General features: G+C 47.6%; 21 protein-coding genes and 2 pseudogenes. 2 read left to right on the top strand and 21 right to left on the bottom strand.

The genetic code is table 11. The features are described from left to right. Positions 1-2: 2 nt before the first annotated feature. The 9 genes and pseudogenes from JCM23214_RS11985 to JCM23214_RS11945 form a co-directional block, all read right to left on the bottom strand. Complete coding sequence (locus tag JCM23214_RS11985) at positions 3-1,649, bottom strand: NTP transferase domain-containing protein (RefSeq protein WP_025899149.1); 1,647 nt, start codon at positions 1,647-1,649, stop codon at positions 3-5. Beyond that, complete coding sequence (locus tag JCM23214_RS11980; protein ID WP_025899148.1) at positions 1,646-2,335, bottom strand: XdhC family protein; 690 nt, start codon at positions 2,333-2,335, stop codon at positions 1,646-1,648. The genes JCM23214_RS11985 and JCM23214_RS11980 overlap by 4 nt, the downstream gene beginning before the upstream one ends. 7 nt (positions 2,336-2,342) lie before the next feature. Beyond that, positions 2,343-2,681: an XdhC family protein gene (locus tag JCM23214_RS20515; protein ID WP_037493272.1), complete on the bottom strand. Its 339-nt coding sequence runs from the start codon at positions 2,679-2,681 to the stop codon at positions 2,343-2,345. Then, positions 2,678-3,913, bottom strand: coding sequence for a vWA domain-containing protein (locus tag JCM23214_RS20510; protein ID WP_199899549.1), 1,236 nt, complete (start codon positions 3,911-3,913; stop codon positions 2,678-2,680). Before JCM23214_RS20510 ends, JCM23214_RS20515 begins: the two co-directional genes overlap by 4 nt. Continuing rightward, a complete protein-coding gene (locus JCM23214_RS11965; protein ID WP_025899146.1) occupies positions 3,906-4,835 on the bottom strand; it encodes an AAA family ATPase in 930 nt (309 codons plus the stop codon). The genes JCM23214_RS20510 and JCM23214_RS11965 overlap by 8 nt, the downstream gene beginning before the upstream one ends. Positions 4,836-4,975: 140 nt before the next feature. After that, positions 4,976-5,764, bottom strand: a complete 789-nt coding sequence (locus tag JCM23214_RS11960) for an FAD binding domain-containing protein (RefSeq protein WP_025899145.1) — start codon at positions 5,762-5,764, stop codon at positions 4,976-4,978. A 16-nt stretch (positions 5,765-5,780) separates the two neighbouring features. After that, positions 5,781-8,131: pseudogene (locus JCM23214_RS20505) on the bottom strand (xanthine dehydrogenase family protein molybdopterin-binding subunit). 3 nt (positions 8,132-8,134) lie between these two features. Further along, on the bottom strand, positions 8,135-8,602 hold the full coding sequence (locus tag JCM23214_RS11950; protein WP_025899144.1) for a (2Fe-2S)-binding protein: 468 nt from the start codon (positions 8,600-8,602) through the stop codon (positions 8,135-8,137). Between the two features lie 146 nt (positions 8,603-8,748). Beyond that, on the bottom strand, positions 8,749-9,405 hold the full coding sequence (locus JCM23214_RS11945) for an SRPBCC family protein (protein ID WP_025899143.1): 657 nt from the start codon (positions 9,403-9,405) through the stop codon (positions 8,749-8,751). A gap of 190 nt (positions 9,406-9,595) precedes the next feature. Between JCM23214_RS11945 and JCM23214_RS22520 the strand changes: the two genes are divergently transcribed. Continuing rightward, positions 9,596-10,030, top strand: a complete 435-nt coding sequence (locus JCM23214_RS22520) for a hypothetical protein (protein ID WP_025899142.1) — start codon at positions 9,596-9,598, stop codon at positions 10,028-10,030. A 174-nt stretch (positions 10,031-10,204) separates the two neighbouring features. On the opposite strand, the gene JCM23214_RS11935 is transcribed toward JCM23214_RS22520, so the two are convergent. The 11 genes and pseudogenes from JCM23214_RS11935 to JCM23214_RS11890 form a co-directional block, all read right to left on the bottom strand. Further along, a complete protein-coding gene (locus JCM23214_RS11935; RefSeq protein ID WP_025899141.1) occupies positions 10,205-11,074 on the bottom strand; it encodes a ChaN family lipoprotein in 870 nt (289 codons plus the stop codon). Position 11,075: 1 nt separating this feature from the next. Then, positions 11,076-12,770: a Na(+)/H(+) antiporter subunit D gene (locus JCM23214_RS11930; RefSeq protein WP_025899140.1), complete on the bottom strand. Its 1,695-nt coding sequence runs from the start codon at positions 12,768-12,770 to the stop codon at positions 11,076-11,078. Beyond that, a complete protein-coding gene (locus tag JCM23214_RS11925) occupies positions 12,763-13,032 on the bottom strand; it encodes a hypothetical protein (protein WP_025899139.1) in 270 nt (89 codons plus the stop codon). Before JCM23214_RS11925 ends, JCM23214_RS11930 begins: the two co-directional genes overlap by 8 nt. A gap of 11 nt (positions 13,033-13,043) precedes the next feature. Further along, a pseudogene (locus JCM23214_RS26705) lies at positions 13,044-14,548 on the bottom strand (proton-conducting transporter transmembrane domain-containing protein). Next, complete coding sequence (locus JCM23214_RS20490) at positions 14,548-15,672, bottom strand: monovalent cation/H+ antiporter subunit D family protein (RefSeq protein ID WP_199899545.1); 1,125 nt, start codon at positions 15,670-15,672, stop codon at positions 14,548-14,550. Before JCM23214_RS20490 ends, JCM23214_RS26705 begins: the two are co-directional and overlap by 1 nt. Next, a complete protein-coding gene (locus tag JCM23214_RS24585) occupies positions 15,669-16,049 on the bottom strand; it encodes a hypothetical protein (RefSeq protein ID WP_199899544.1) in 381 nt (126 codons plus the stop codon). Before JCM23214_RS24585 ends, JCM23214_RS20490 begins: the two co-directional genes overlap by 4 nt. Then, positions 16,050-16,403, bottom strand: a complete 354-nt coding sequence (locus JCM23214_RS11910; protein WP_025899138.1) for a cation:proton antiporter subunit C — start codon at positions 16,401-16,403, stop codon at positions 16,050-16,052. It lies immediately after the preceding gene. 8 nt (positions 16,404-16,411) lie between these two features. After that, entirely contained in the window at positions 16,412-17,449 is a 1,038-nt protein-coding gene (locus JCM23214_RS11905) for a Na(+)/H(+) antiporter subunit B (RefSeq protein ID WP_037493269.1), read from the bottom strand. Further along, the gene (gene mnhG / locus JCM23214_RS11900) at positions 17,449-17,832 is read right to left on the bottom strand and encodes a monovalent cation/H(+) antiporter subunit G (RefSeq protein ID WP_025899136.1); all 384 of its coding nucleotides are present in this window, start codon (positions 17,830-17,832) and stop codon (positions 17,449-17,451) included. The genes JCM23214_RS11905 and mnhG overlap by 1 nt, the downstream gene beginning before the upstream one ends. Then, positions 17,832-18,125: an MrpF/PhaF family protein gene (locus JCM23214_RS11895; RefSeq protein ID WP_199899543.1), complete on the bottom strand. Its 294-nt coding sequence runs from the start codon at positions 18,123-18,125 to the stop codon at positions 17,832-17,834. Before JCM23214_RS11895 ends, mnhG begins: the two co-directional genes overlap by 1 nt. Further along, positions 18,122-18,595 carry a Na+/H+ antiporter subunit E gene (locus JCM23214_RS11890; protein WP_025899134.1) on the bottom strand — a complete coding sequence of 158 codons (474 nt, stop codon included), beginning with the start codon at positions 18,593-18,595 and terminating at the stop codon, positions 18,122-18,124. The genes JCM23214_RS11895 and JCM23214_RS11890 overlap by 4 nt, the downstream gene beginning before the upstream one ends. Before the next feature lie 352 nt (positions 18,596-18,947). Here JCM23214_RS11890 and JCM23214_RS11885 point away from each other — a divergent pair, with 352 nt between their 5' ends. Further along, positions 18,948-19,514 carry a cold-shock protein gene (locus JCM23214_RS11885; RefSeq protein WP_025899133.1) on the top strand — a complete coding sequence of 189 codons (567 nt, stop codon included), beginning with the start codon at positions 18,948-18,950 and terminating at the stop codon, positions 19,512-19,514. 93 nt (positions 19,515-19,607) lie between these two features. On the opposite strand, the gene JCM23214_RS11880 is transcribed toward JCM23214_RS11885, so the two are convergent. Then, positions 19,608-20,546 (bottom strand): ABC transporter substrate-binding protein, encoded by a 939-nt coding sequence (locus tag JCM23214_RS11880; protein WP_025899132.1) that lies wholly within the window; start codon positions 20,544-20,546, stop codon positions 19,608-19,610. Positions 20,547-20,559 lie beyond the last annotated feature (13 nt).

Raw genomic sequence — 20,559 nt, 5'->3', positions numbered from 1 at the left:
ACTTACTCACTATTGTCTGAACTCTTCTTCGCATCTGTGACGGTTGCGAGAACATCAGGCGTATCTATATCCATAAATATTTCACGGCTGTCAATTTCAACTGTTTCAACCGCATGATCATTCGCCGAAATAAGTGCTTTCGCGCCCATATCTCCAGCAATGTTTTTAATCTCTGGCCAATATTGTGTGGAAATAAGGACAGGATTTCCGCGTTTTCCATTTGTTGTTGGAATAACGATAGATTTGCCATTTGCCGGGTCAAATTTCGCAATCAACTTCTGGATTGTCTGCTCTGAGACAAATGGCATATCGCCCAGGCAGACAAGAATGCCGTCGGACCTGTCTTTAAGTATTTCAAATCCTACTTTCAGTGAAGTAGATAAGCCTTTAGAATAATTGGGATTTTGTACGCTGGGTATATTAAGGTCCCAGACGGTTTTCAAAACTTCTTCAGCTTCGTGACCAGTGACCATCAGAACTTCATTCAAATCGCTGTGCATCAGGGTTTGCGCCACATGTCTGACCATTGGGGTATCATTGATTAACGCCAACAGTTTGTTTTGTGGACCCATTCTCCGTGAGCGACCCGCTGCCAGCAACAAAGCGGCAATTTCCGGCTGTCGCGAGCCGGTTGTTTTTCGGCTTTCCCGCGGTTGTGGTCTGCTGCTGATTTCTTTTAACAGTCCGCCTTCACCCATATTCATGATATCGGTTGCCTCAACTGGTATGTCGGCCAGAATACGCTGCAGTACCCAGTCAAAGCCATTTAGTTTGGGGGATCTTGTACATCCCGGTAGGCCGATAACCACCGTATCGTCCAAAGATCCTAATAACAAAAGATTTCCCGGATCAACCGGCATACCAAAATGCAGGACCTTTCCCCCTGCTTGACAAAGGGCGGTTGGAATGACATCGCGAACGTCAGTAATCGCTGATGCACCAAATATCAGAATAAGGTCGCAACCCTTTGCTTTCATTTCCTGAATTTCGTTCCTTAGATCCTCTTCATGATGAATTGTCTGAACCCTATGGCTAATGCTGTTCGCACAGCTATTCAGGCGATCTTCCAAAACCTTTTCAGATTTTTTGAGTATTTTCTCGGGAGTATGGGGAAGAAGAGTTGAGATAACCCCAATTTTTTTCTTTTTAAACGGCGCGACACTGATCAGTTTTTGTGACGCCAGTTCCGTGTACCCAATAACGGATTTGACATTATCTGATTTGGTGGCAAAGGGGATGATCTTGACCGTCGCGATCATTTGGCCCGCTTCAACAGCATCCATATCTTTTAGAGTCGCGACTGTAATATCAGCATTTATATTGTTGATTTTATTTAATAAATCCCGGTTTATTCTGACGACACCGGACGCATTGGAAATAAGGTTGGATCTGCCTGTAAAAGGGGCTTCTGCGCTACAGTTAGGACCCGCAAGGACAGCCGAAATTTCATGGGCAGCCTGATCTTCGCCCATATCTTCATTCTCAAGACGTGCGGCAAGGACTTGCGTTATGCCATGATCCTTTAAAGTTAAAATCATGTCCTGTGACAGAATTGTCCCTTTTTTCAGTAGGCCAGATTCACCCATATCCACAGCGTGCGCCAGAATGGCGCCCTCTGCTTTAGTTACCTCCAGCCGTCCAAAAATCATGCTGCTTTGCCTTTACGGAGTACTTGCGTGACCTCAGCCATGATTGAAATGGCGATTTCTGCGGGGGACTGGGCGCCAATATCAAGGCCGACGGGACCATGAATTCGTGATATCTGATCGACATTAAATCCTTTTTGCTCAAGGCGTTCCTGTCTTTTGGCGCGGGTTCGTGTGCTGCCCAAAGCACCGATATAAAAAGCGTTGGAATTGAGTGCATATTCAAGGGCAGGATCATCCAGTTTCGCATCATGTGTTAGCGTCACAATGGCAGTACGCCGATCAGCAGCATGCTCCGGTAACGCCTCATCTGGCCAGCGGGTGTCCATTTTAACATTGGGAAAGCGAAATTCGGATGCGAAACTGCTTCTCGGGTCTATCACGGTGACATCATACCCCGTGCTTGCCGCCATTTCCGATAATTTCTGGGCGATATGAACAGCCCCTACAATCAGCATGCGCAGTGGTGGGTTAAATATATTGATAAAAACCGGCCCATCTTCTGTTTCGATTTCTGTTGGCCTGTCTTGAATTAGGGCTCGCCTTGCTGCGTCAACCAGTTGACTTTTATCATTTGTATCAAATGGATAGAGGATACTGCTCTCACCGCTTGTCAGGTTGGTTGCCAATGCTACCTGTTTCTTTTGAGAGCGGGCTATTTGCAGCTCTTGAATTTGTTCAAGTTTCATGACCGCCTCAATTTAATCGCTCGACCAGTACGCGAATTTTTCCGCCGCAAGCCAGACCGACCTCCCAAGCCTGGTCATCTGAAACACCAAATTCCAGAATTTTATGCTCGTTTGTATCCATGATCTGTAAAGCTTCCTGAATGACAGCTCCTTCAACACATCCGCCACTGACTGAGCCGGTCATATTTCCGCTCTCATCAATGGCAAGCTGGCTACCAACTGGGCGAGGGGCAGATCCCCATGTTTGAATCACTGTCGCAATTGCGACTTTTTTACCGGCAGACTTCCAGTCAATTGCATGGGCGATTACGTCATCTTTTGCGGCTTTATCAAGATCGATTTTCATGCGGCAAGCCTTCTTATGGAGTTACCTGAATTTTCAGGGGCGGACAGGACATCGGCCAAGTCTTGCAGACTCTTTAAGTTATGAACGGATTTGAAAATATCAACATGAGGCAGGATTGCTTTTATGCCTCTGGCCTTGGGCTCAAATCCGTCATAGCGTAGCAGAGGGTTGAGCCATATGAGCTGCCTGCAGGATTTATGAAGTCTGTCCATCTCTACATCTAATCCGTCAGCCTCATCGCGGTCGAGGCCATCGGAAATAAATAAAACCACGGCACCCTGACCGAGGACACGCCTTGACCAGTTTTTATTGAAATCTGAAATCGTGCTGCCAATTCGGGTTCCACCTGACCAATCTTCAACTTTTTCGCCAAGCTCGTTTAGAGTTTCGTCGACATCTTTATAGCGCATAACCCGAGTAATATTTGTAAGGCGCGTTCCGAAAACAAATGTATGAACCCGGTCGCGATCGTTCGTAAGTGCATGAATAAAATGCAACAGCATTCTGCTATACTGGGACATGGAGCCTGAAATATCACACAGAATAACAAGTGGGGGATGCTTTTTCACGGGCGCCTTGAATTTCAGCGCTATTGAGGCTCCGCCAGCGCGCTGCGATGCACGAAGTGTCCGGCGCATATCAACACGTTCTTTACGTCCGGTAGGCTTTAATCGCCTGGTTTTCACGTCGCGAATTGGTAATTTAAGGCTCTTTATTGCCTTCTTTGCCTCTTCTGCTTCCTCGACACTCATATCCTCAAAATCTTTGGTTTGAAGCAATTCATTGGAGGAGGTTGTCAGTTCGGCGTTGATCTCGATTTCCTCTTTTTCTGTTTCCGTATCAGATGATGGGGCTTCATCCGGAGCAAGGGCCTGAGACAATCTTTTGGAAATCTCATCCGCATCACTGTTGACCTGATCGAGAAAGGTGGTGGGCAGCATCATATCCATCATCTTTTTCAAGATGTCAGGGTTTTTCCAAAATATGTGGAATGCCTGATCAAAGAGGGCCCATTGATCATGGCGATTGACGAATATGCTGTGTAATGTCCAATAAAAATCATCGCGCCGCTCAAGACCCGCGCATTCCACGGCTTTAATGGCCTCAAGCACCTTGCCGGGACCAACAGGTAAACCAGCGCGTCGCAAGGTGCGGCCAAAATGGATAATATTTTCCGCGAATGTTCCGGGTGGGGCCGTCACTGTTCTATTGGAATTACCTTTCTCAGTCACTGCGATCCCCAATTTCCGCGTTGATTTGCGAAATCAGTTCTGCGGCTACGTGGCCCTGTATCTTACTGATATCATCTTGATATTTCAGCAATACACCTAGTGTATCATTGATGACATCCGGATCGAGAGACACAACATTTAACTCTGTCAGTGCATTTGTCCAATCAAGGCTTTCCGCAACCCCCGGCAGCTTGAATAGAGAAGGGTCTTCGCGCAGTTTTTGGACAAATGCTACAATCTGATCGGAGAGACGCTTGTCTGCATTCGGCAGTTTTCGAGAAATGATGTCTTTTTCCCGTTCGGCACTTGGATAATCCACCCAGTGGTACAGGCATCTCCTCTTCAGGGCGTCATGAATTTCACGGGTTCTGTTCGAGGTGATAATTACAATAGGGGGCTCTGCAGCTTTAATTGTCCCCATCTCAGGAATAGTAACCTGAAAATCAGATAAAACTTCGAGCAGATAAGCCTCGAATGGTTCGTCGGTTCTGTCCAACTCATCAATCAATAATACCGGAGCGCCCACCTCAGTATTTTCGAGTGCCTGCATAATCGGACGTTTTATGAGAAAGTCTTCAGAAAAAATATTTGCGCCCAAAGCTTTTCGATCAACATCATGGGCCGCTTCCGCCATGCGGATTTCAATCATTTGGCGAGCGTAATTCCATTCATAAACGGCCGAGGATACATCCAGACCCTCATAACATTGTAGACGGATTAAAGGGCGATTGAGCTGATTTGCGAGTACTTTAGCAATTTCTGTCTTGCCCACTCCAGCTTCGCCTTCAAGAAATAGGGGACGCCCCATTTTCAGTGACAGGTACAGCACCGTTGCAAGACTTCTGTCTGCGACATAATTGGCTGATATCAACAGGTCCTGAACATCATCGATGGAATTTAGATTCGGGGCAGTCGCGCTCATGAAATGAATACTCGTCTGTTTAAATGGCAATAATACAGGATCAAAGTTTCCGCGACAATGATCGCCCCAATCACCTGTAACGGAAGTCATAAAAGTGGGGGAAGCGATAGGCTTCCCCCAAAAAGGTCTGATGTTCAGGCTTAGGAGGCGGCCGCAACTGCCCGCGAAGCCATAACTGAAATCAGGTGCGCCCGATATTCCGCTGAAGCATGAATATCCGAGTTCAGACCGCTTGCGTCAGTCTTAATCCCCTTGACGGCATCCGGTGAAAAATTGCTATCAAGTGCTGCTTCCATGTCTCCTTGACGGAAGACAGATGGACCCGCGCCAGTGACAGCAACCCGGACACCAGACGCGGTTTTCGCAACAAAGACACCGACAAGTGCAAACCGGGATGCCGGATTTGGAAACTTGGCGTAGCCAGCTTTCTCTGCAATTGGAAATGTCACCTTGGTGATCAGTTCACCTTCTTCCAACGCAGTTTCAAACAGGTCCACGAAAAAGTCTTCAGCTGCAATTGTACGATTGTTCGTGTGAACAGTTGCCCCTAACGCAACCAAAGCGGATGGGTAGTCTGCGGCCGGATCATTATTGGCAATTGATCCCCCAATAGTGCCTCGGTTACGCACTTGTGCATCGCCGATATGCGCTGCCAGATGAGCAAGCGCCGGAATGGATGATTTTACATCCGCGGAACTTGCAACCGTCGCATGGGTTGTCATGGCGCCGATACTGACTTCATTTCCGCTTACAGTAATTCCTTTAAGCTCTGCAATGCTGCCAAGATCAACCAGTTTGTCAACCTGGGCGAGGCGTAATTTCAAAGTTGGCAGGAATGATTGGCCACCAGCGAGAAACTTGTCATCCTCGCCGACAGCACCAACTGCTTCGCTGATCCCTTTTGGGCGTTCATATTCGAATGAATACATTTTATTTTTCTCCCTATCAGGCGCTTTGCGCCGCTTGCCACACTTTTTCCGGTGTTGCAGGCATGTCTATTTCTTTTCCAAGTGCGTCGGTAATCGCATTCATGAGTGCCGCTGGGGCTGCAATGGCTCCGGCTTCACCACAACCCTTCACGCCCAGCGGATTACTGGGGCAGGGGGTATTGGTCGCTTCTACCTTGAAACTTGGCAGATCGTCTGCACGTGGCATGCAGTAATCCATATAGGACCCGGTCAGTAACTGGCCGCTGGTATCATCGTAGACAACTCCTTCAAGCAGCGCCTGTCCAATGCCTTGAGCTACACCGCCATGAACCTGACCTTCCACAATCATCGGATTGATGATGTTGCCAAAGTCATCGGCCGCTGCCCAATCCACAATATCAACGATCCCGGTATCCGGATCAATTTCCACTTCTGCGATGTGGGTTCCGGCTGGGAATGTAAAGTTCAGAGGATCATAAAAAGCATTTTCAGCTAGTCCCGGCTCCAGATCTTCGGGGTAGTTGTGCGGCACATAGGCTGCAAATGCAATTTCACCAATTGTCATTTGTTTGTCAGTGCCAGCGATAGAAAAGACGCCATGAGAATGCTCAATATCATCAGCCGAGGCTTCCATGAGGTGAGCAGCGATTTTCTTCGCCTTTTCGACGATCTTGTCCGCCGCCTTGACGATTGCTGAACCGCCAACGGCAAGTGAACGGGACCCATAGGTTCCCATACCAAACGGTACTTTTGTGGTATCGCCATGCACCACCTCTACCTGATCAAATGGAACACCAAGCTTGTCGGCGATCAATTGAGCAAACGTGGTTTCATGACCCTGACCGTGGCTGTGGCTTCCGGTAAAGACTGTAACTGAGCCTGTTGGGTTGAAGCGGACCTCCGCGCTTTCCCAAAGGCCAACGCCTGCCCCAAGAGAGCCAACTGCAGCAGATGGCGCGATACCACATGCCTCAATATAGGCGGCGGACCCAATACCGCGGAGTTTACCACGGGAAGCGGATTCTGCTTTTCGCGCCTGAAAACCATCATAGTCGATCATCTTCTTGGCGGTGTTCATGGTGAGTGGGTAATCACCGGAATCATAGGTCATGATGACCGGAGTTTCATATGGATACGCATCAGGTGAAATGAAGTTTTTCATCCGGAGTTCTGTTGGATCCATATTCATATCCCGCGCAGCCCGCTCCATCATCCGCTCCACCACATATGTGGCTTCAGGGCGACCAGCTCCGCGATATGCGTCTACGGGAGTCGTGTTGGTGAAACCCGCCATCACCTCAGCGTAAATGCATGGCATTTTATATTGCCCATTGAGCAATGTTGCATACAGATAGGTTGGTACTGCTGAGGCGAATGTGGACAGATAGGCGCCCATATTCGCCTTGGTTGAGACTCTGAACCCCAGAATATGTCCATCTGCATCGAAAGCCATTTCTGCATGGGTTGCATGATCACGCCCGTGGGCATCCGTTAGGAATGCTTCTGAGCGATCCGCGGTCCATTTGATAGGACGCCCGACGCGTTTCGCGGCCCAGATGGTTGTGGTTTCTTCTGCATACACAAAGATTTTACTGCCAAAACCTCCCCCAACGTCGGGAGCGATGACACGTAATTTATGTTCAGGTGCAATAGCAACAAAAGCCGACAGGATCAAACGAGCAACATGTGGGTTTTGACTTGTCGTATACAGAGTATATTCACCTGTGCCTGCATCATATTCGCCAAGCGCTGCTCTGGCTCCATCGGATTTGGCGCCAGACGGTTGTTTATCAGATCCATTTTTGTGATGTGATGCGCATTGGAAAAGGCTGCATTAACTGCTTCTTTGTCACCCAATTCCCAGTCATAACAAAGGTTTCCAGCGGCTTCTTCATGAATTTGAGGAGCACCGGGCTCTAGAGCTTTTTGAATGTCTGTTACAGGTGTCAGCTCTTCGTAATCTACTTCAATTAATTCTGCTGCGTCTTTGGCTTGCTGAAGCGTTTCCGCGACTACAAAAGCAACCTGGTCACCAACATGCTTGACGGTATCAGTTGCAAGACATGGATGAGGAGGGGCCGCATGAGGGGTTCCATCTTTGCTGGTGATCCCCCAGCCACAAATCAGGCCGCCAACACCGTCTGCAGCCATATCCGCGCCTGTAAAGATGTCGACAACACCGGGCGCTGCTTTCGCTGCGTCAAGGTTAATCCCTTTAATTTTGGCAAATGCGTGAGGTGACCTTAGAAAATATCCGTAGGTCTGCCCAGCTTTGTTAATATCGTCGAGGTAATTGCCGTTACCTGTAATAAAGCGTTGGTCTTCTTTACGTTTAACAGAAGCTCCAATTCCATTTTCTACTGACATTTATCACCCTCCCATATTCTCCGATGCCTGTTTCACGGATTTGACAATATTGTGGTAGCCAGTACAGCGACAGATGTTGCCTTCCAGCTCCTTACGAATTGTCTCTTCAGACGGGTTGGGGTTGCGCTTGACCAGATCTACAGCGCTCATAATCATGCCCGGAGTACAAAAGCCGCATTGCAGCCCATGGTTTTCCTTAAAGGCTTCTTGCATTGGATGAAGGTCGGCACCATTTGCAAGCCCTTCAATTGTGGTCACTTCAGCACCATCAGCCTGAACGGCCAGCATGGTACAGGACTTCACGCTATCGCCATTCACATGGACGGTGCATGCACCGCATTGGCTGGTGTCACAACCCACATGTGTGCCAGTCAGGCGAAGGTTTTCACGAATAAATTGGACAAGAAGTGTATTTGGTGCGACGTCCGCCGTTACACTTTTGCCATTTACCGTCATTGAAACGGATGTCATGTAGTTTCCTCCCTAGTCAGACGTGGCAGTGTTTTGCCACTGCCGGTTTTGTTTTGCCCCTTAAATCCACTGAATTTTTCCAGTGGACCCTTATTTTAGTTTTGTCTTCTTTGACCGTCCGGTCAAGATAAAGAAATATGAAATCTTCAGTTCGCCCCACCTGACTGTGACAGATAATACAGGACTGCAACTATCAGGATGCCGGCAGCGACAAGAAATCCCGGTTTTTGAAATAATGATTTTTCAGGTGTGTCCACATGTGTTGGTTCGGCCACGTCCGGATTTTCGATAACTTCCGCTGCGGTAATAATTTCTTCTTCACCCGCTGGCGCCGAAGTTTGCTCGGTTGATGCCCCGTCACTTTTGCTGCTGACAAGTTCATTGAAGGTTGCGAAAAACTCCGATGCGAGTTTCTTGGCGGTGCTATCTATCAATCGCGAACCGATTTGCGCCATTTTACCCCCGACTGATGCCTTGACATCATAGGACAGTAAGGTGCCGCCGTCTGCCTCTGTTAGTTTGATATCTGCACCGCCTTTACCAAAACCGGCGGCACCACCTTTGCCTTCGCCAGTAATTGTATATCCGTTAGGTGCATCTATATTGCTCAAGGTTACCTGACCTTTAAAAGTCGCTTTTACCGGACCGACCTTAACCTTTACGGTCGCTGAAAAATCGGTATCGCTCTCTTTTTCAACGCTTTCACAGCCGGGGATAGCCTGCTTTAAAATCTCGGGATCATTCAACGCATCCCAAACGACAGACTTTGGAGCGTTAATCAGCTCTTCGCCGCTCATTTCCATATTTGCTACCTCGCACAGTGTTATTACTTTTTTGAAACTCTAGCGGATGTCTTGACCGCTCTGCAAGAGATATGCGCCCGCTATCCCAATTGTAAGGCACAATTTTAAAATAGTGCCTTCAGTTTAAGTTAATTGGGGGTTAACCATTAAGCTTTATTGATGGTTAATAAGATAATTTGGGAATAGATGCATGAGACCTGCAATTCGATCAACCTTTGACATCGTCAGTTGGCTGGAAACAAAAGCCGCTGAAGAGGAAATCGCCCTTGAGCCATCTAGTCTGATGCAACTTGTCTATCTTCTGCAAGCCATTTACGCAGCGGAGCACAAAAAAGCCAAACTGATGCCAGCAACATTTCTGGCGACCGAAGTTGGCCCCATCGAACCTGATTTGTTCCTGGCGCTTGAGCATGGGGTAAATATTACGGAATCAGTTGCACCTTCAACTCAGGTGGAAGAGGTTCTTCTGGGTGTCTGGGAAGCATTTGTTGAAATGGGCGATGACGGACTTGAAAAACTGTTGGAAGCTGATATTGCCTTGAAAAATGCCCGCAAACGAGGCCGAAATTCAGAAGTACTGGTCGGTGAGATGGCGGGCGCTATCCGGGTGGGCTGGAGGCGCTGAATGGCAGTGGCCTTGTCAGCAAGTTTCCGGACGGATCTCCTTACAATGCCGGACATTCCAATCTTGATGCGGCTCCGGCAGCTTCGCAAGAGGTACGTTTTACCGCTGATGGACGGTCCGTTACCCGCTGGGTTCCCAAAAAGAAAATGCGCTCGAAAGATTTGAAAAAATAATTTAGGAGCTTTTATTGCCAAAGCGCTCTTTCAGGCTTTGGCAGTAATCTTCCATCGTTTTGCCAAGGCTACCCACAACCCATATGGCATCATATTCGGAGTATAGCTCCCATTCTGCGGGTTCAGCCTGCTCTTCAATCAAGCCAAGAGCAAAGATATTTGACTGGGCATTTTGTTGAAGATGTAAGGGGACACCACGGTCTTTGCGAATATGACCATTCCCAGCAATCAGAAAAGCTTTGGCGTTCTTTTCTTTCTTCTGTAATTGCGCGGCCATGAGGCGATCTTTAACAATCTGGATGTTACTCATCGGACGGACCATGTTTTCCGGTAGCATCTGACAATGGGATTGCCGGATTTGCTTGTCCAGATCTTCCATTTGCATATCTGACAACGGATTTTCATGTGGCGCTGATTGCTTGGAAACCTGCATCAGTTCCGCTTTGGGGTAACTGCCATAGAGTATTTTAGCAGAGGATGATTTGGCCGCTTCAAAAAGCGGCGCATAATAGGACCAGTCAGGCCATCCAGAAAGTTCCCAGCGCAATTTTTGGGGGAGTTCCTCAAACGGGATCTGATCGGACAGATACTGATCAATAACCGATTGCTGGTCCCGATTTAACATCTCGAACACGACAAGATCACCTGATTTCAAGTGATGTTTTAACAGTTTCGCCTGAATTTCGTGATGCAAGGGATGGTCGTGCTTTTCTCCTAGCAGGACATAATCCGCTTCCTGAATACGGCTATTGATATTGGTGTTTGCTGCCACATCGCTGATTGAGGCCGTGTCATCGGTTGCGCGCGGTGCGCAGCCTGCTACACCAAGCAGAAACAAACCGACAAACGATGTTAGTGCCAGTCTGTTCATCTTATGATCCGTAAAAAATCAGTGTAAAGATGCTTAAGATAAACAGGATCAGAAAAACGGATACAGCGGATGAAAATCCACGTCCCATTGTTCCTGAAATACCGTGCGTCTGTCTGGAAATTTCGATTATGCGGTCAACGAGGTTGAGACCTGTTTTAATCACAAAGGCCCATACAAGAGACACCCATTCTGAAATTTTTATCGTCCATTTCTTGGTTAAGCGACGATAGAGCCAGTCTGTATCAAGATAGCTGCTATTGCTTATTGCGGGATAAACGCCCAGACGCAGGGCAAGAGCAAATCCCAATGCAGCAAAAATAATAAGTTGTAGCTGCGTGACTACATGACTTGCGGTATAGACGTGATAGTCCATTTCGTACGGCAATAACGCGAAAAATTTCGCCGGAAATAATCCAATCCAAATGGCACAGGCTGACAATAATCCCATCGCAGCAAGCATATGAAACGGCGCCTCTTTCGTGCGTCTGCCATCGTCCTTTTTGAAAAAGCCAAGAGCTGGAATTTTGAGCCCCACATTGTCAATCACAGCAACCGCACCAAACAGCATGACACACCATAACAGAACCAGTTTCATATCCAGCGAGGCGGACAAGATAAGTGATTTTGTCGCGAATGCCCCTGTGAGAGGAAACGCGATAATGGTGAGTGATCCGATAATTACAAAAAAGGTGGTCACTGGCATCGATTTGTAGACAGCGCCAAGTTCCGTAATTTTTGCAGTTCCGTTTCGGTAAAGAACGGCACCTGTGCCCATAAAGACGAGGCAGGTATATAGGACACTAATGGTCGCATGCGCTGCCACACCGTTCAGCGCCAGTTCACTGCCGATACCGATTGCAATAACCATAAAGCCTTGCTGACTGTTCAGTGAATAAGCCATCGTTTTGCGCAGGTCATTTTCAAGTGTCGCGTGAAAGACCGGGAAAATGACCATGATGGCCCCAATCCAAAGCAGAATATCTTCGCCGGCAAAACTGCGTGCCAGAGCGTATATAGCCAATTTGGTTGTAAAGGCGGATAGAATGACAGTTCCGGTAACCGTTGCTTGCGGGTAGGCGTCCTGTATCCAGTTATTGAGAAGCGGGAAGCCTGCTTTTATGCCAAATGCAATCAAGAACAGCCAAGCGGCCAAGCTATCCAGCTCCAAAGCACCAAAATTCACATGACCTTGATCGGCATAATAAAGAATTACGCCCGCTAGCAGTATGACACCGCTGCTCACCTGAATAAGCAGGTAACGCATCCCGGCATTGTAAGAACGTTCTGTTCGGCTGGCAAAAATAAGGAAAACTGAGGAAATCGCTGTTAGCTCCCAATAGGAGAACAGTGAAATCAGATCACCTGAGAAGACTGCAGCGATTGAGGCGCCTGCATAAAGCAGGGTTGCAACCTGCTGGATGGTATCACGAACGTGCAGGGCATATAAAATTCCGGCAAAAGCCGCAATATGGAAAATCAGTCCGAACACCCGTGAGAAGGCATCAATTTTGGTCAAGGTCAAAGCAATGCCGAGAACCTCGATTTCCCCCCAGCTACCCAGTCCGAGGCTGATCATTTGGCTGAGACCGAGAATGGGCAACAAAAGAAGATAAATATTGCGGATTACACCACTGGTAAGCGGTACAAGTAAAGCACCAAGGATCAGGATAATACCCGGATTCAAGCCCTCAATCATAGTAGTTCTCCTCCCGCCTCAGAATAGGTTGAAGGAATTTGGCTATTGCCAGCAAGGTAAGGAACGCAACCAAAGCATATAACCCATAGAATGCCGGTATTTCTTCAAGTGTCGTATAGGGGTGCATTTCGTAGAGGATTCCAAACAGGGATAAAATATCCGGAAGTGCAACCAATACAGCAAGAACGATCAGAATTTTTAGCAGCCTGTCAGAAACAGTGGGCAAATCTGTCTTTTTCATTTTGGTATCCGATGATGACATTTATGCGTCTCCTATTTCCCAAGTGCAGGCAGCAAGAGTTGGTAAATGGGATCAACCGCAAAAAACAGCGCGATACAGGCAAGAGCCGTAAGAACTGGCGGAGCAACAGCAAGAAGAGGGGCCTCTTTAATTGCTGTGCGATCAATGAAAGACTGCTCCTCACCAACAGCAACAGGTGGATGCTGTGTACCAAGTGGAGAGAAGAAAAATCCTCTGATTACGATTGGCATAAGATAGGCGATATTCAGTAGAGAGCTTATAAACAGGATGCCCAGTACTATGAGCTGATCAGCATCAATGGCGCCCAGCATGATATAAAATTTCGCCCAGCTCCCGCCCAAAGGAGGCAATCCAATAATACTCAGCGCGCCAATGGCAAAAGCTGCAAATGTAAATGGCATTATTCGGCCGAGCCCACGCATGTCTGAAATTTCAGTTTTCTTCGTCGCAGTATAAATAGCGCCAGCACAGAAGAAGAGTGTGATTTTTCCAAACGCGTGCATAACGATCTGCAACGCACCGCCAGCAACTGCCATTGGTGTTACGAGGGACGCAGCCAGGACAATATAGGCCAGTTGGCTGATCGTTGAATAGGCAAGCCTCGCTTTCAGGTTATCTTTTGTCATGGCGACAACAGACGCGCTGATCAGCGTAAAGCCCGCAATCCAGGTGAGCCAGTCAGCTGCGCCAGTCTCGGCGAGGAAATCAATTCCAAATATATAGACCACTACTTTTAGAACTGAAAATACGCCTGCCTTTACCACAGCAACCGCATGCAGCAGAGCACTCACTGGTGTTGGGGCAACCATTGCAGATGGAAGCCACCGGTGGATTGGCATTAGGGCAGCCTTGCCAATTCCATACATAAACAGAAATAGCATGATGCTGTCATACCGGCGCCGACATGCCCTGCCAGTATTCCGCCGGCGGTGAAATCTGTTGTGCCTGTTACCGTCCAAACCCAGATTATAGCGGGCAGGAATAGGCCGATTGAGGTGCCAAGAAGGATGCCCAGATAAATTCGCCCACCTTTTAACGCCGCATCATTTCCTTTATGTGTAACAAGCGGATAGGTAGACAGGCTTAGCACTTCATAGAAGATAAACAGGGTGAGCAGGTTTTCAGCAAAGGCAATGCCCATTGCGGCGGATATGGCAATTGTGAAACAGATATAGAAGCGGGTCTGATTGGCTTCTTTATTGCCTCTCATATACCCTATGGAATAGAGGGAGTTGATAATCCATAACGTGGAGGCAACACAGGCAAATATCATCCCAAGCGGTTCGACTTTCAGTGAGATGCCAAGACCTGGCAGCGTATCAATCAGATCAACCTGGGCATATGTTCCAGACAGAACAGACTGTAAAATCACCAAAACGTTCAGGAACAACAAAGCGGCGGCGCCCAATGTAGCGCTTTCACGTAAATTTGGCATTGAGCCAAACAGGAATACGCCGATGCCTCCCAGCAGGGGAATTAGCAAAGTGAGCGCAAGATGGGTTTCAAGGCTAAACATCAGTCAGTTCCTCCCATCATGAAGGAGGCTGCTGAATTCGCAAAATCAACACTCATGGATGTATCAATACCAAAATAGAACATTGCGGCCACAAAGACCCAACAAATCACAAGCATGCTGAGCGGAGCTTCTCCCGCAGTGGTCCCATCTGGAGAGGGGCGGAAATATGCGATTTCAACTACTCGCCAAACATAAATCACGGCAATTAGAGAGGAAATAAGCAATGTAACCGCAAGTGCGTAACCAAGCATGTCACCTCGCTCCAGCACAGCCTGAATGAGATACCATTTGCTGATAAAACCCGGAGTAAGCGGAACACCAATTAATGCAAGACCGCCAAGTACGAAGGCAAATGTCGTAAGTGGCATTCTTTTTCCAACACCTGCCAGATCACTGAGCAATACACTTCCGTTCATGAAGAACATGGCTCCCACTGTCAGGAAAAGACCTGTTTTTACAATCGCGTGGTTGAAAATATGAACGATACTCGTTGTCAAGCCACTCTCGGACGCGAGCGCGATGCCGAGTGTCATATAACCAAGCTGTGCAACACTCGAAAAAGCCAGCAGCTTTTTCAGGTTGTCCTGAAAAACAGCAACAATTGACATGCTGATAAAGGCAATGACGGCAAAGGGGATCAATAGATCGCTGAGCGGTAGGTTACCGAAACTGAAATCCCATCCAAAAATGGTAAAGATAAACCGGATCAGCAGATAGACAGAGACCTTCGTCGCGGTGCCTGCGAAAAAGGCTGTGATGATGGTTGGCGCATATGCATAAGCATTTGGAAGCCAGCTATGAAATGGAAACATTGCAAGCTTGATGGCAATACCAACGACCAGAAAACCAACGGCAGCACGAATGGGACGCGTATCTTCGATGGTGTCAAACTGACGTGCAATATCGGCGATGTTCAGCGTTCCAGTCATCAGGTAAAGAAGGCCAACACCAATCAGAATGAAGGTGGCGCCAATGGTTCCCAGAATAAGATACTGAAATGCTGCGGAAAGAGCCCGCCGATCATATTTCTCTCCCATTGAGATCAAAACATATGAAGACAGGGAGGTAATCTCCAGGAAGACGAAGATGTTAAAAGCATCACCAGTTGCGGTAATCCCCATCATTCCGGCAAGCGCCAGCAAATAGGCCGCAAAAAACAGCCCGTGACGGATGGAGCAACTTCTCTTTGAATGCTTTCGCGTGCATAGAGAAGAACACCACTACTGATCCCGCTCACCACCAGCATCACAAATGCGCTTAAGGGATCAATAACATATTCAATACCCCATGGCGGTGCCCAGCCTCCCAGTTCATAGGAAATCGGGCCATTGGCATTCACATGCAATAACAACTCGATACTGAACCAAAATGACAGCAGACTCAGAACAGTGGTGAATAGCCACGGAAAAATACCACCGCGCAACAGACCACAGACAGGGGCACCTAGCAGGGGAATAAGAACCGCAAGAATGGGTGCCTGACTAAACAGGGAGGCAGTCATTTACTTTACATCCTCCATGTCGCGGATTTCATCTTCGTCAATCGTATCATAGGTTTCTTTTATGCGAACAACTAGCGACAAGCCGAGTGCTGTTGTGGCAACGCCCACAACAATTGCTGTCAGGATCAGAACATGCGGCAGGGGGTTTGAATATACTGTATCAGGGGCGTCGACTAAGATCGGCGCTGTGCCTCCTTCGATTTTGCCCATAGTTATGTAAAACAGGAAAACCGAGATCTGAAACAGGGAAAGGCCAATCATTTTTTTGATCAGGTTGCTACGACTCATAACAGTGTAGAGCCCGATCACGAACAGTATAATGACGATCCAGTAACTATAGTGGTCGAAAAACATCTACTGAGCTACTCCCCACTGTTTTCACGAAATTCGTTGCGGTTGGCAAACCCATAAAAGATTGCCAGCATTGCTGCTGTCACGGTGATACCAACTCCCAGTTCTACAAGCAAAATTCCAAGATGCTGCCCTGCAACAGGATCGGCAGACAACCAATTGTAATCAAGGAAGTTTCCGCCGTACAACATTGTGGCGACACCGACGCCTCCGTATAGCAGGACCCCGACTGCCAGCAAAAGTTCAACAGCCCATAACGGGATCAATTTCTGTGCATATTCAAGTCCGAAAACAAGGGAGTACAAAATGATGCCCGCCGCAAATATGACACCAGCCTGAAATCCGCCGCCCGGTCCAAAGTCACCATGAAACTGGACGTAAAGGCCGAATAACAGGACAAACGGAATCAAGAGCTTGGAGACGACATGAGGAACCAGATCATGAATGCTGGGGCTTGGTCCGCTTTCTACGCCAGTTTCAGTATTCTCCGCCGAGGAGCTGCCTTCTGTTTGTTCATCACGGCGCCGTCGCAATTGGCGCAGGATTAACAGAACAGCAATCCCAGCCGTGAAAATCACAGTAACTTCCCCAAAGGTATCATAGCCACGATAACTCGCCAGTACTGAGGTGACCATATTGGGAACGCCAATTTCCTTGGGGCTTTGTTCGATAAATCTCGTGGTCAAGTTGCTGGTTTGCACGGGATTGTCAGCAGAGCCAACAACCGGCATTTCAAATGTCGCATAGACAAGTGTTCCGCCAACAATTAGTGACACAAGAAGCGGAAGTACTGTTTTTGGTCTGGATTTTTTCTCATCCGCGCCAACAAGTGACAAAGTTCCCAAAAACAGAACGGTGCTGATACCTGCGCCTACAGCTGCCTCTGTGAAGGCCACATCAACCGCGTCCAGAATAATGAAGATCAGCGCCATTAAAAAACTGACCGCCCCCAAGAGCATCGTGGCGACGAACAGGTTTCGAACGTACAGAACACCAAGTGCGCCGGCGACCAGCAAGGCCATTAGAAAAACTGTTGTAAATTCTTCCATCAGTCGCTTTTACTTTCTGAATTGTTCGGCTTAGCGCCGTCTTCTGTTTCGCTTTCAGTGTTGTCTGCTTCCTCACCAAAGCCATCAAGCTTGGGTTTCAGGCCCGCAACAAAAGTTGCCTGTGCCAAAGCGTATGTGGCTGTTGGGCTGGTCAGGAACAGGAATGCGACAATAAAAAACAGCTTGGCAGTGACAAGAGAGAAACCGCTTTGAAGTGCCAAACCGCCAAAAATAAGAAAGCTGGCCAATGTATCTGCCATGCCACCTGCATGAATACGAGTGTAAAGGTCTGGAAATTTTAACAGACCGTAACCTGTAATCAGGACAAAAAAGCAGCCAATCAGCATGGAAATCCATGTGGCGATATCAAGAACAAGATCCATTAGCTTTTCCCTCCGCTAGAGCGGGAAAATCCGCGGCGCAATGTGCCAAATTTGAAATATTTCAGAACAGCGAGTGTTCCAATAAAGTTCATTAAAGCATAGACGATGGCCAGATCCAGAAAATCGGGTCTGCCATTCATGAAGCCGACCACCGCAATCAACATCACGGTTTTAGTCCCAATCGCATTGAGCGCGAGAATACGATCATAAGCGGTGGGCCCCATAATTGCGCGGGCGAGAGCAAGGGCTACACTCACAAGAATAGCGATTGCGCTGACAGCAAATATACTCATGCTTCACCCATCACTTTTGTTACTTTTTCATCCATTTCGCCAGACTTGACCCCTTCAGCGGAAGCTTCAGTAAGCGCATGAACCAGAATATTTTCATCATAGAGATCAACCGTCACTGTGCCGGGTGTCAAGGTGATCGAATTGGCATAGATGACTTTCCCCAGATCACTTTTTTGAGTGATGCGTGAGATGAAGAAGCTTGGCCGCAAGTATTTTTTGGGAAAGAGCACGCATTTCGCGACGTCAAGATTTGCTTTGACAATTTCCAGAACAAGCCAGCCCCAATAAACAATGATTTGAATACCCAGTTGAAGCGGCAGGCCTTCATGGTCGATAACGTCCATGCGGCGGGCCAGCCAACCAACAAGTATACACGATACAATCCCAAAACTGATGATGAGGGGAGTGTATATCCCTGAGAAAAGCAGCCAGACTGCAAACAGGACTAAAATAAGACCAATTGTTCTCAAGTTCTCACCCTTTGACTTTATACAAACCCGATAGATTTTTTAGCACCGTGTATGCCACGTGAACAGGTCAGTCGCAAGTCGAGATACGGCATTTAACCCTAAATAGGCATAATTTGCGTCTTATCAATAAAAACTGCACTTCTGGTGATTCTCTAAAATTTTAGTTCTGATTGTGTAATTTTAGACTGGAAAACGCGATTTAAATTCCCATTTGCCAAGGAATTCTTTGGTTTCTTTGAATTGAGATGCAAAAAATAAAATTAAGGTTAAGCTAATATTGAAATTATAAGTCTATGCATGTAGCTTATAAAGTTGGGGGGATGGTAACACAAGAAAATGTGGGAGTGTCCTGATGTCTGGTAAAGTAGAACAGTTGCATAAGAGTGCAGAAGTCGTGATGCCCTATAATTCTGACGAAGAAACGTTTGAGAAAAAAGGCCGGGTCAAATGGTTTAATACTGTTAAAGGCTTTGGATTTCTCGTGCCGGAAGATGATCAGGGCGATATTTTCCTTCATTTGTCATGCCTAAGGGAAAGTGGGCATGAATATGTGGCAGAAGGGGTGACCATTAGTTGTCAGGTTGCAAGACGAGGTAAAGGTCTGCAGGCGATCAAGATTTTGGATATTGATACCTCTACGGCGGTGCCGTTTCAGCCAAGCCCGGTCAAGCCGACCAATGTTGCAAAGCATCCTTCGCTAAAAGCGGAAGGTGAATTTGTTGATACTGTTGTCAAATGGTTCGACCCGGTAAAAGGATATGGTTTCCTTACCCGCGGGGAGGGAACGCAGGATATCTTTATTCATATGGAAACTATTCGTAATGAAGGGGCTATGCCGGTGCAGGCAGGTCAACCTCTAAGGGTGCGCGTTGCGGAAAGTGATAAAGGGCCACAAGCCGCTGAAATAGAAAAAGGCTAAGGCTGATTTATTTTCTGAATATTTGATTGATGCATTTCATTATTTAATTTGAGCCAGCGATACAGCAGGTGCACCGCTGGCGCATAATTTCTTTTATTTTAGCTCAACCGCGTAGGCAGAAACGTCTGCTGCGTCTTTGATCAGCTCTGCTTCTTTCAGAAAAGTCGCGAACCGATCATAGCGATTGCTATCAAGCGCAGCCGGACGCAGAGCGAAACGCGGAAGTGTATCGCGCCAAGCTCGTTTGTTGAGCTCGTCATTTAAATCCGGGTAGGCTTTGATGAATATATTCCAGCCTTCTTCTGGATGATTAACCAGATACTGCGTGGCATCTTCGATTGCAGCCAAGAACGGACGCAAACGTTTGTCCGATAATTTTTCGCTATTGGCGACAATAATCAGCTCATCATAAGCTGGCACACCTTCCTCTTCTGGAAAGAAAGCCCGTCCGGGGTTTCCTTCAATATCCATCTGGTTTAGCTCGAAATTCCGAAACGCACCAATAACAGCATCCACTTTACCAGCCAGTATTGACGGGGAGAGGCTGAAATTCACATTGATCATTTCAACGTCTGAAAGCTTGAGGCCATGTTTGTTCAGCATGGCTTTGAGCAAAGCATCTTCAAAGCCTCCAACAGAATAACCGACCTTTTTGCCTTTCAGATCGGCGATAGATTTGATGGGACCGCTTTCAAGGACAACTAGGCTGTTAAGCGGAGTTGCAACCAATGTTCCAATCCGTTTGAGGGGTAAGCCTTCACTAACCTGCACTTGCAATTGCGGCTGATAGGAAACTGCCAGCGGGGCTTTTCCTGCAGCCACCAGTTTCGGCGGATCATTAGGATCAGCGGGCGCGATGAGTTCCACATCCAGACCATGGTTTTTGAAATAGCCTTTTTCTTTCGCGATAATCAGCGTGGCATGATCGGGATTTACAAACCAGTCGAGCAGGACTTCCAGTTTTTCTGCCGCCTGCACAGGGGCTGTAGCGAGCAGGGATGCCAACGCAAAGATGGCAAATTTCAATTTCATTTCTTAACTCCGC

Origin of the sequence: Sneathiella glossodoripedis JCM 23214 (assembly GCF_000616095.1) — a bacterium.
In the GTDB taxonomy this organism is placed as follows: Bacteria; Pseudomonadota; Alphaproteobacteria; order Sneathiellales; family Sneathiellaceae; genus Sneathiella; species Sneathiella glossodoripedis.
This window is presented reverse-complemented; position numbering and strand designations above follow the sequence as displayed.

Excerpts from the sequence above, each read along its gene's own strand:
- JCM23214_RS11985 (WP_025899149.1), bottom strand. The coding sequence starts at position 1,649 with ATGATTTTTGGACGGCTGGAGGTAACTAAAGCAGAGGGCGCCATTCTG.
- JCM23214_RS11980 (WP_025899148.1), bottom strand. The coding sequence starts at position 2,335 with ATGAAACTTGAACAAATTCAAGAGCTGCAAATAGCCCGCTCTCAAAAG.
- JCM23214_RS20515 (WP_037493272.1), bottom strand. The coding sequence starts at position 2,681 with ATGAAAATCGATCTTGATAAAGCCGCAAAAGATGACGTAATCGCCCAT.
- JCM23214_RS11965 (WP_025899146.1), bottom strand. The coding sequence starts at position 4,835 with ATGAGCGCGACTGCCCCGAATCTAAATTCCATCGATGATGTTCAGGAC.
- JCM23214_RS11960 (WP_025899145.1), bottom strand. The coding sequence starts at position 5,764 with ATGTATTCATTCGAATATGAACGCCCAAAAGGGATCAGCGAAGCAGTT.
- JCM23214_RS11950 (WP_025899144.1), bottom strand. The coding sequence starts at position 8,602 with ATGACATCCGTTTCAATGACGGTAAATGGCAAAAGTGTAACGGCGGAC.
- JCM23214_RS11945 (WP_025899143.1), bottom strand. The coding sequence starts at position 9,405 with ATGGAAATGAGCGGCGAAGAGCTGATTAACGCTCCAAAGTCTGTCGTT.
- JCM23214_RS22520 (WP_025899142.1), top strand. The coding sequence starts at position 9,596 with ATGAGACCTGCAATTCGATCAACCTTTGACATCGTCAGTTGGCTGGAA.
- JCM23214_RS11935 (WP_025899141.1), bottom strand. The coding sequence starts at position 11,074 with ATGAACAGACTGGCACTAACATCGTTTGTCGGTTTGTTTCTGCTTGGT.
- JCM23214_RS11930 (WP_025899140.1), bottom strand. The coding sequence starts at position 12,770 with ATGATTGAGGGCTTGAATCCGGGTATTATCCTGATCCTTGGTGCTTTA.
- JCM23214_RS11925 (WP_025899139.1), bottom strand. The coding sequence starts at position 13,032 with ATGTCATCATCGGATACCAAAATGAAAAAGACAGATTTGCCCACTGTT.
- JCM23214_RS20490 (WP_199899545.1), bottom strand. The coding sequence starts at position 15,672 with ATGATGGGGATTACCGCAACTGGTGATGCTTTTAACATCTTCGTCTTC.
- JCM23214_RS24585 (WP_199899544.1), bottom strand. The coding sequence starts at position 16,049 with ATGACTGCCTCCCTGTTTAGTCAGGCACCCATTCTTGCGGTTCTTATT.
- JCM23214_RS11910 (WP_025899138.1), bottom strand. The coding sequence starts at position 16,403 with ATGTTTTTCGACCACTATAGTTACTGGATCGTCATTATACTGTTCGTG.
- JCM23214_RS11905 (WP_037493269.1), bottom strand. The coding sequence starts at position 17,449 with ATGGAAGAATTTACAACAGTTTTTCTAATGGCCTTGCTGGTCGCCGGC.
- mnhG (WP_025899136.1), bottom strand. The coding sequence starts at position 17,832 with ATGGATCTTGTTCTTGATATCGCCACATGGATTTCCATGCTGATTGGC.
- JCM23214_RS11895 (WP_199899543.1), bottom strand. The coding sequence starts at position 18,125 with ATGAGTATATTTGCTGTCAGCGCAATCGCTATTCTTGTGAGTGTAGCC.
- JCM23214_RS11885 (WP_025899133.1), top strand. The coding sequence starts at position 18,948 with ATGTCTGGTAAAGTAGAACAGTTGCATAAGAGTGCAGAAGTCGTGATG.
- JCM23214_RS11880 (WP_025899132.1), bottom strand. The coding sequence starts at position 20,546 with ATGAAATTGAAATTTGCCATCTTTGCGTTGGCATCCCTGCTCGCTACA.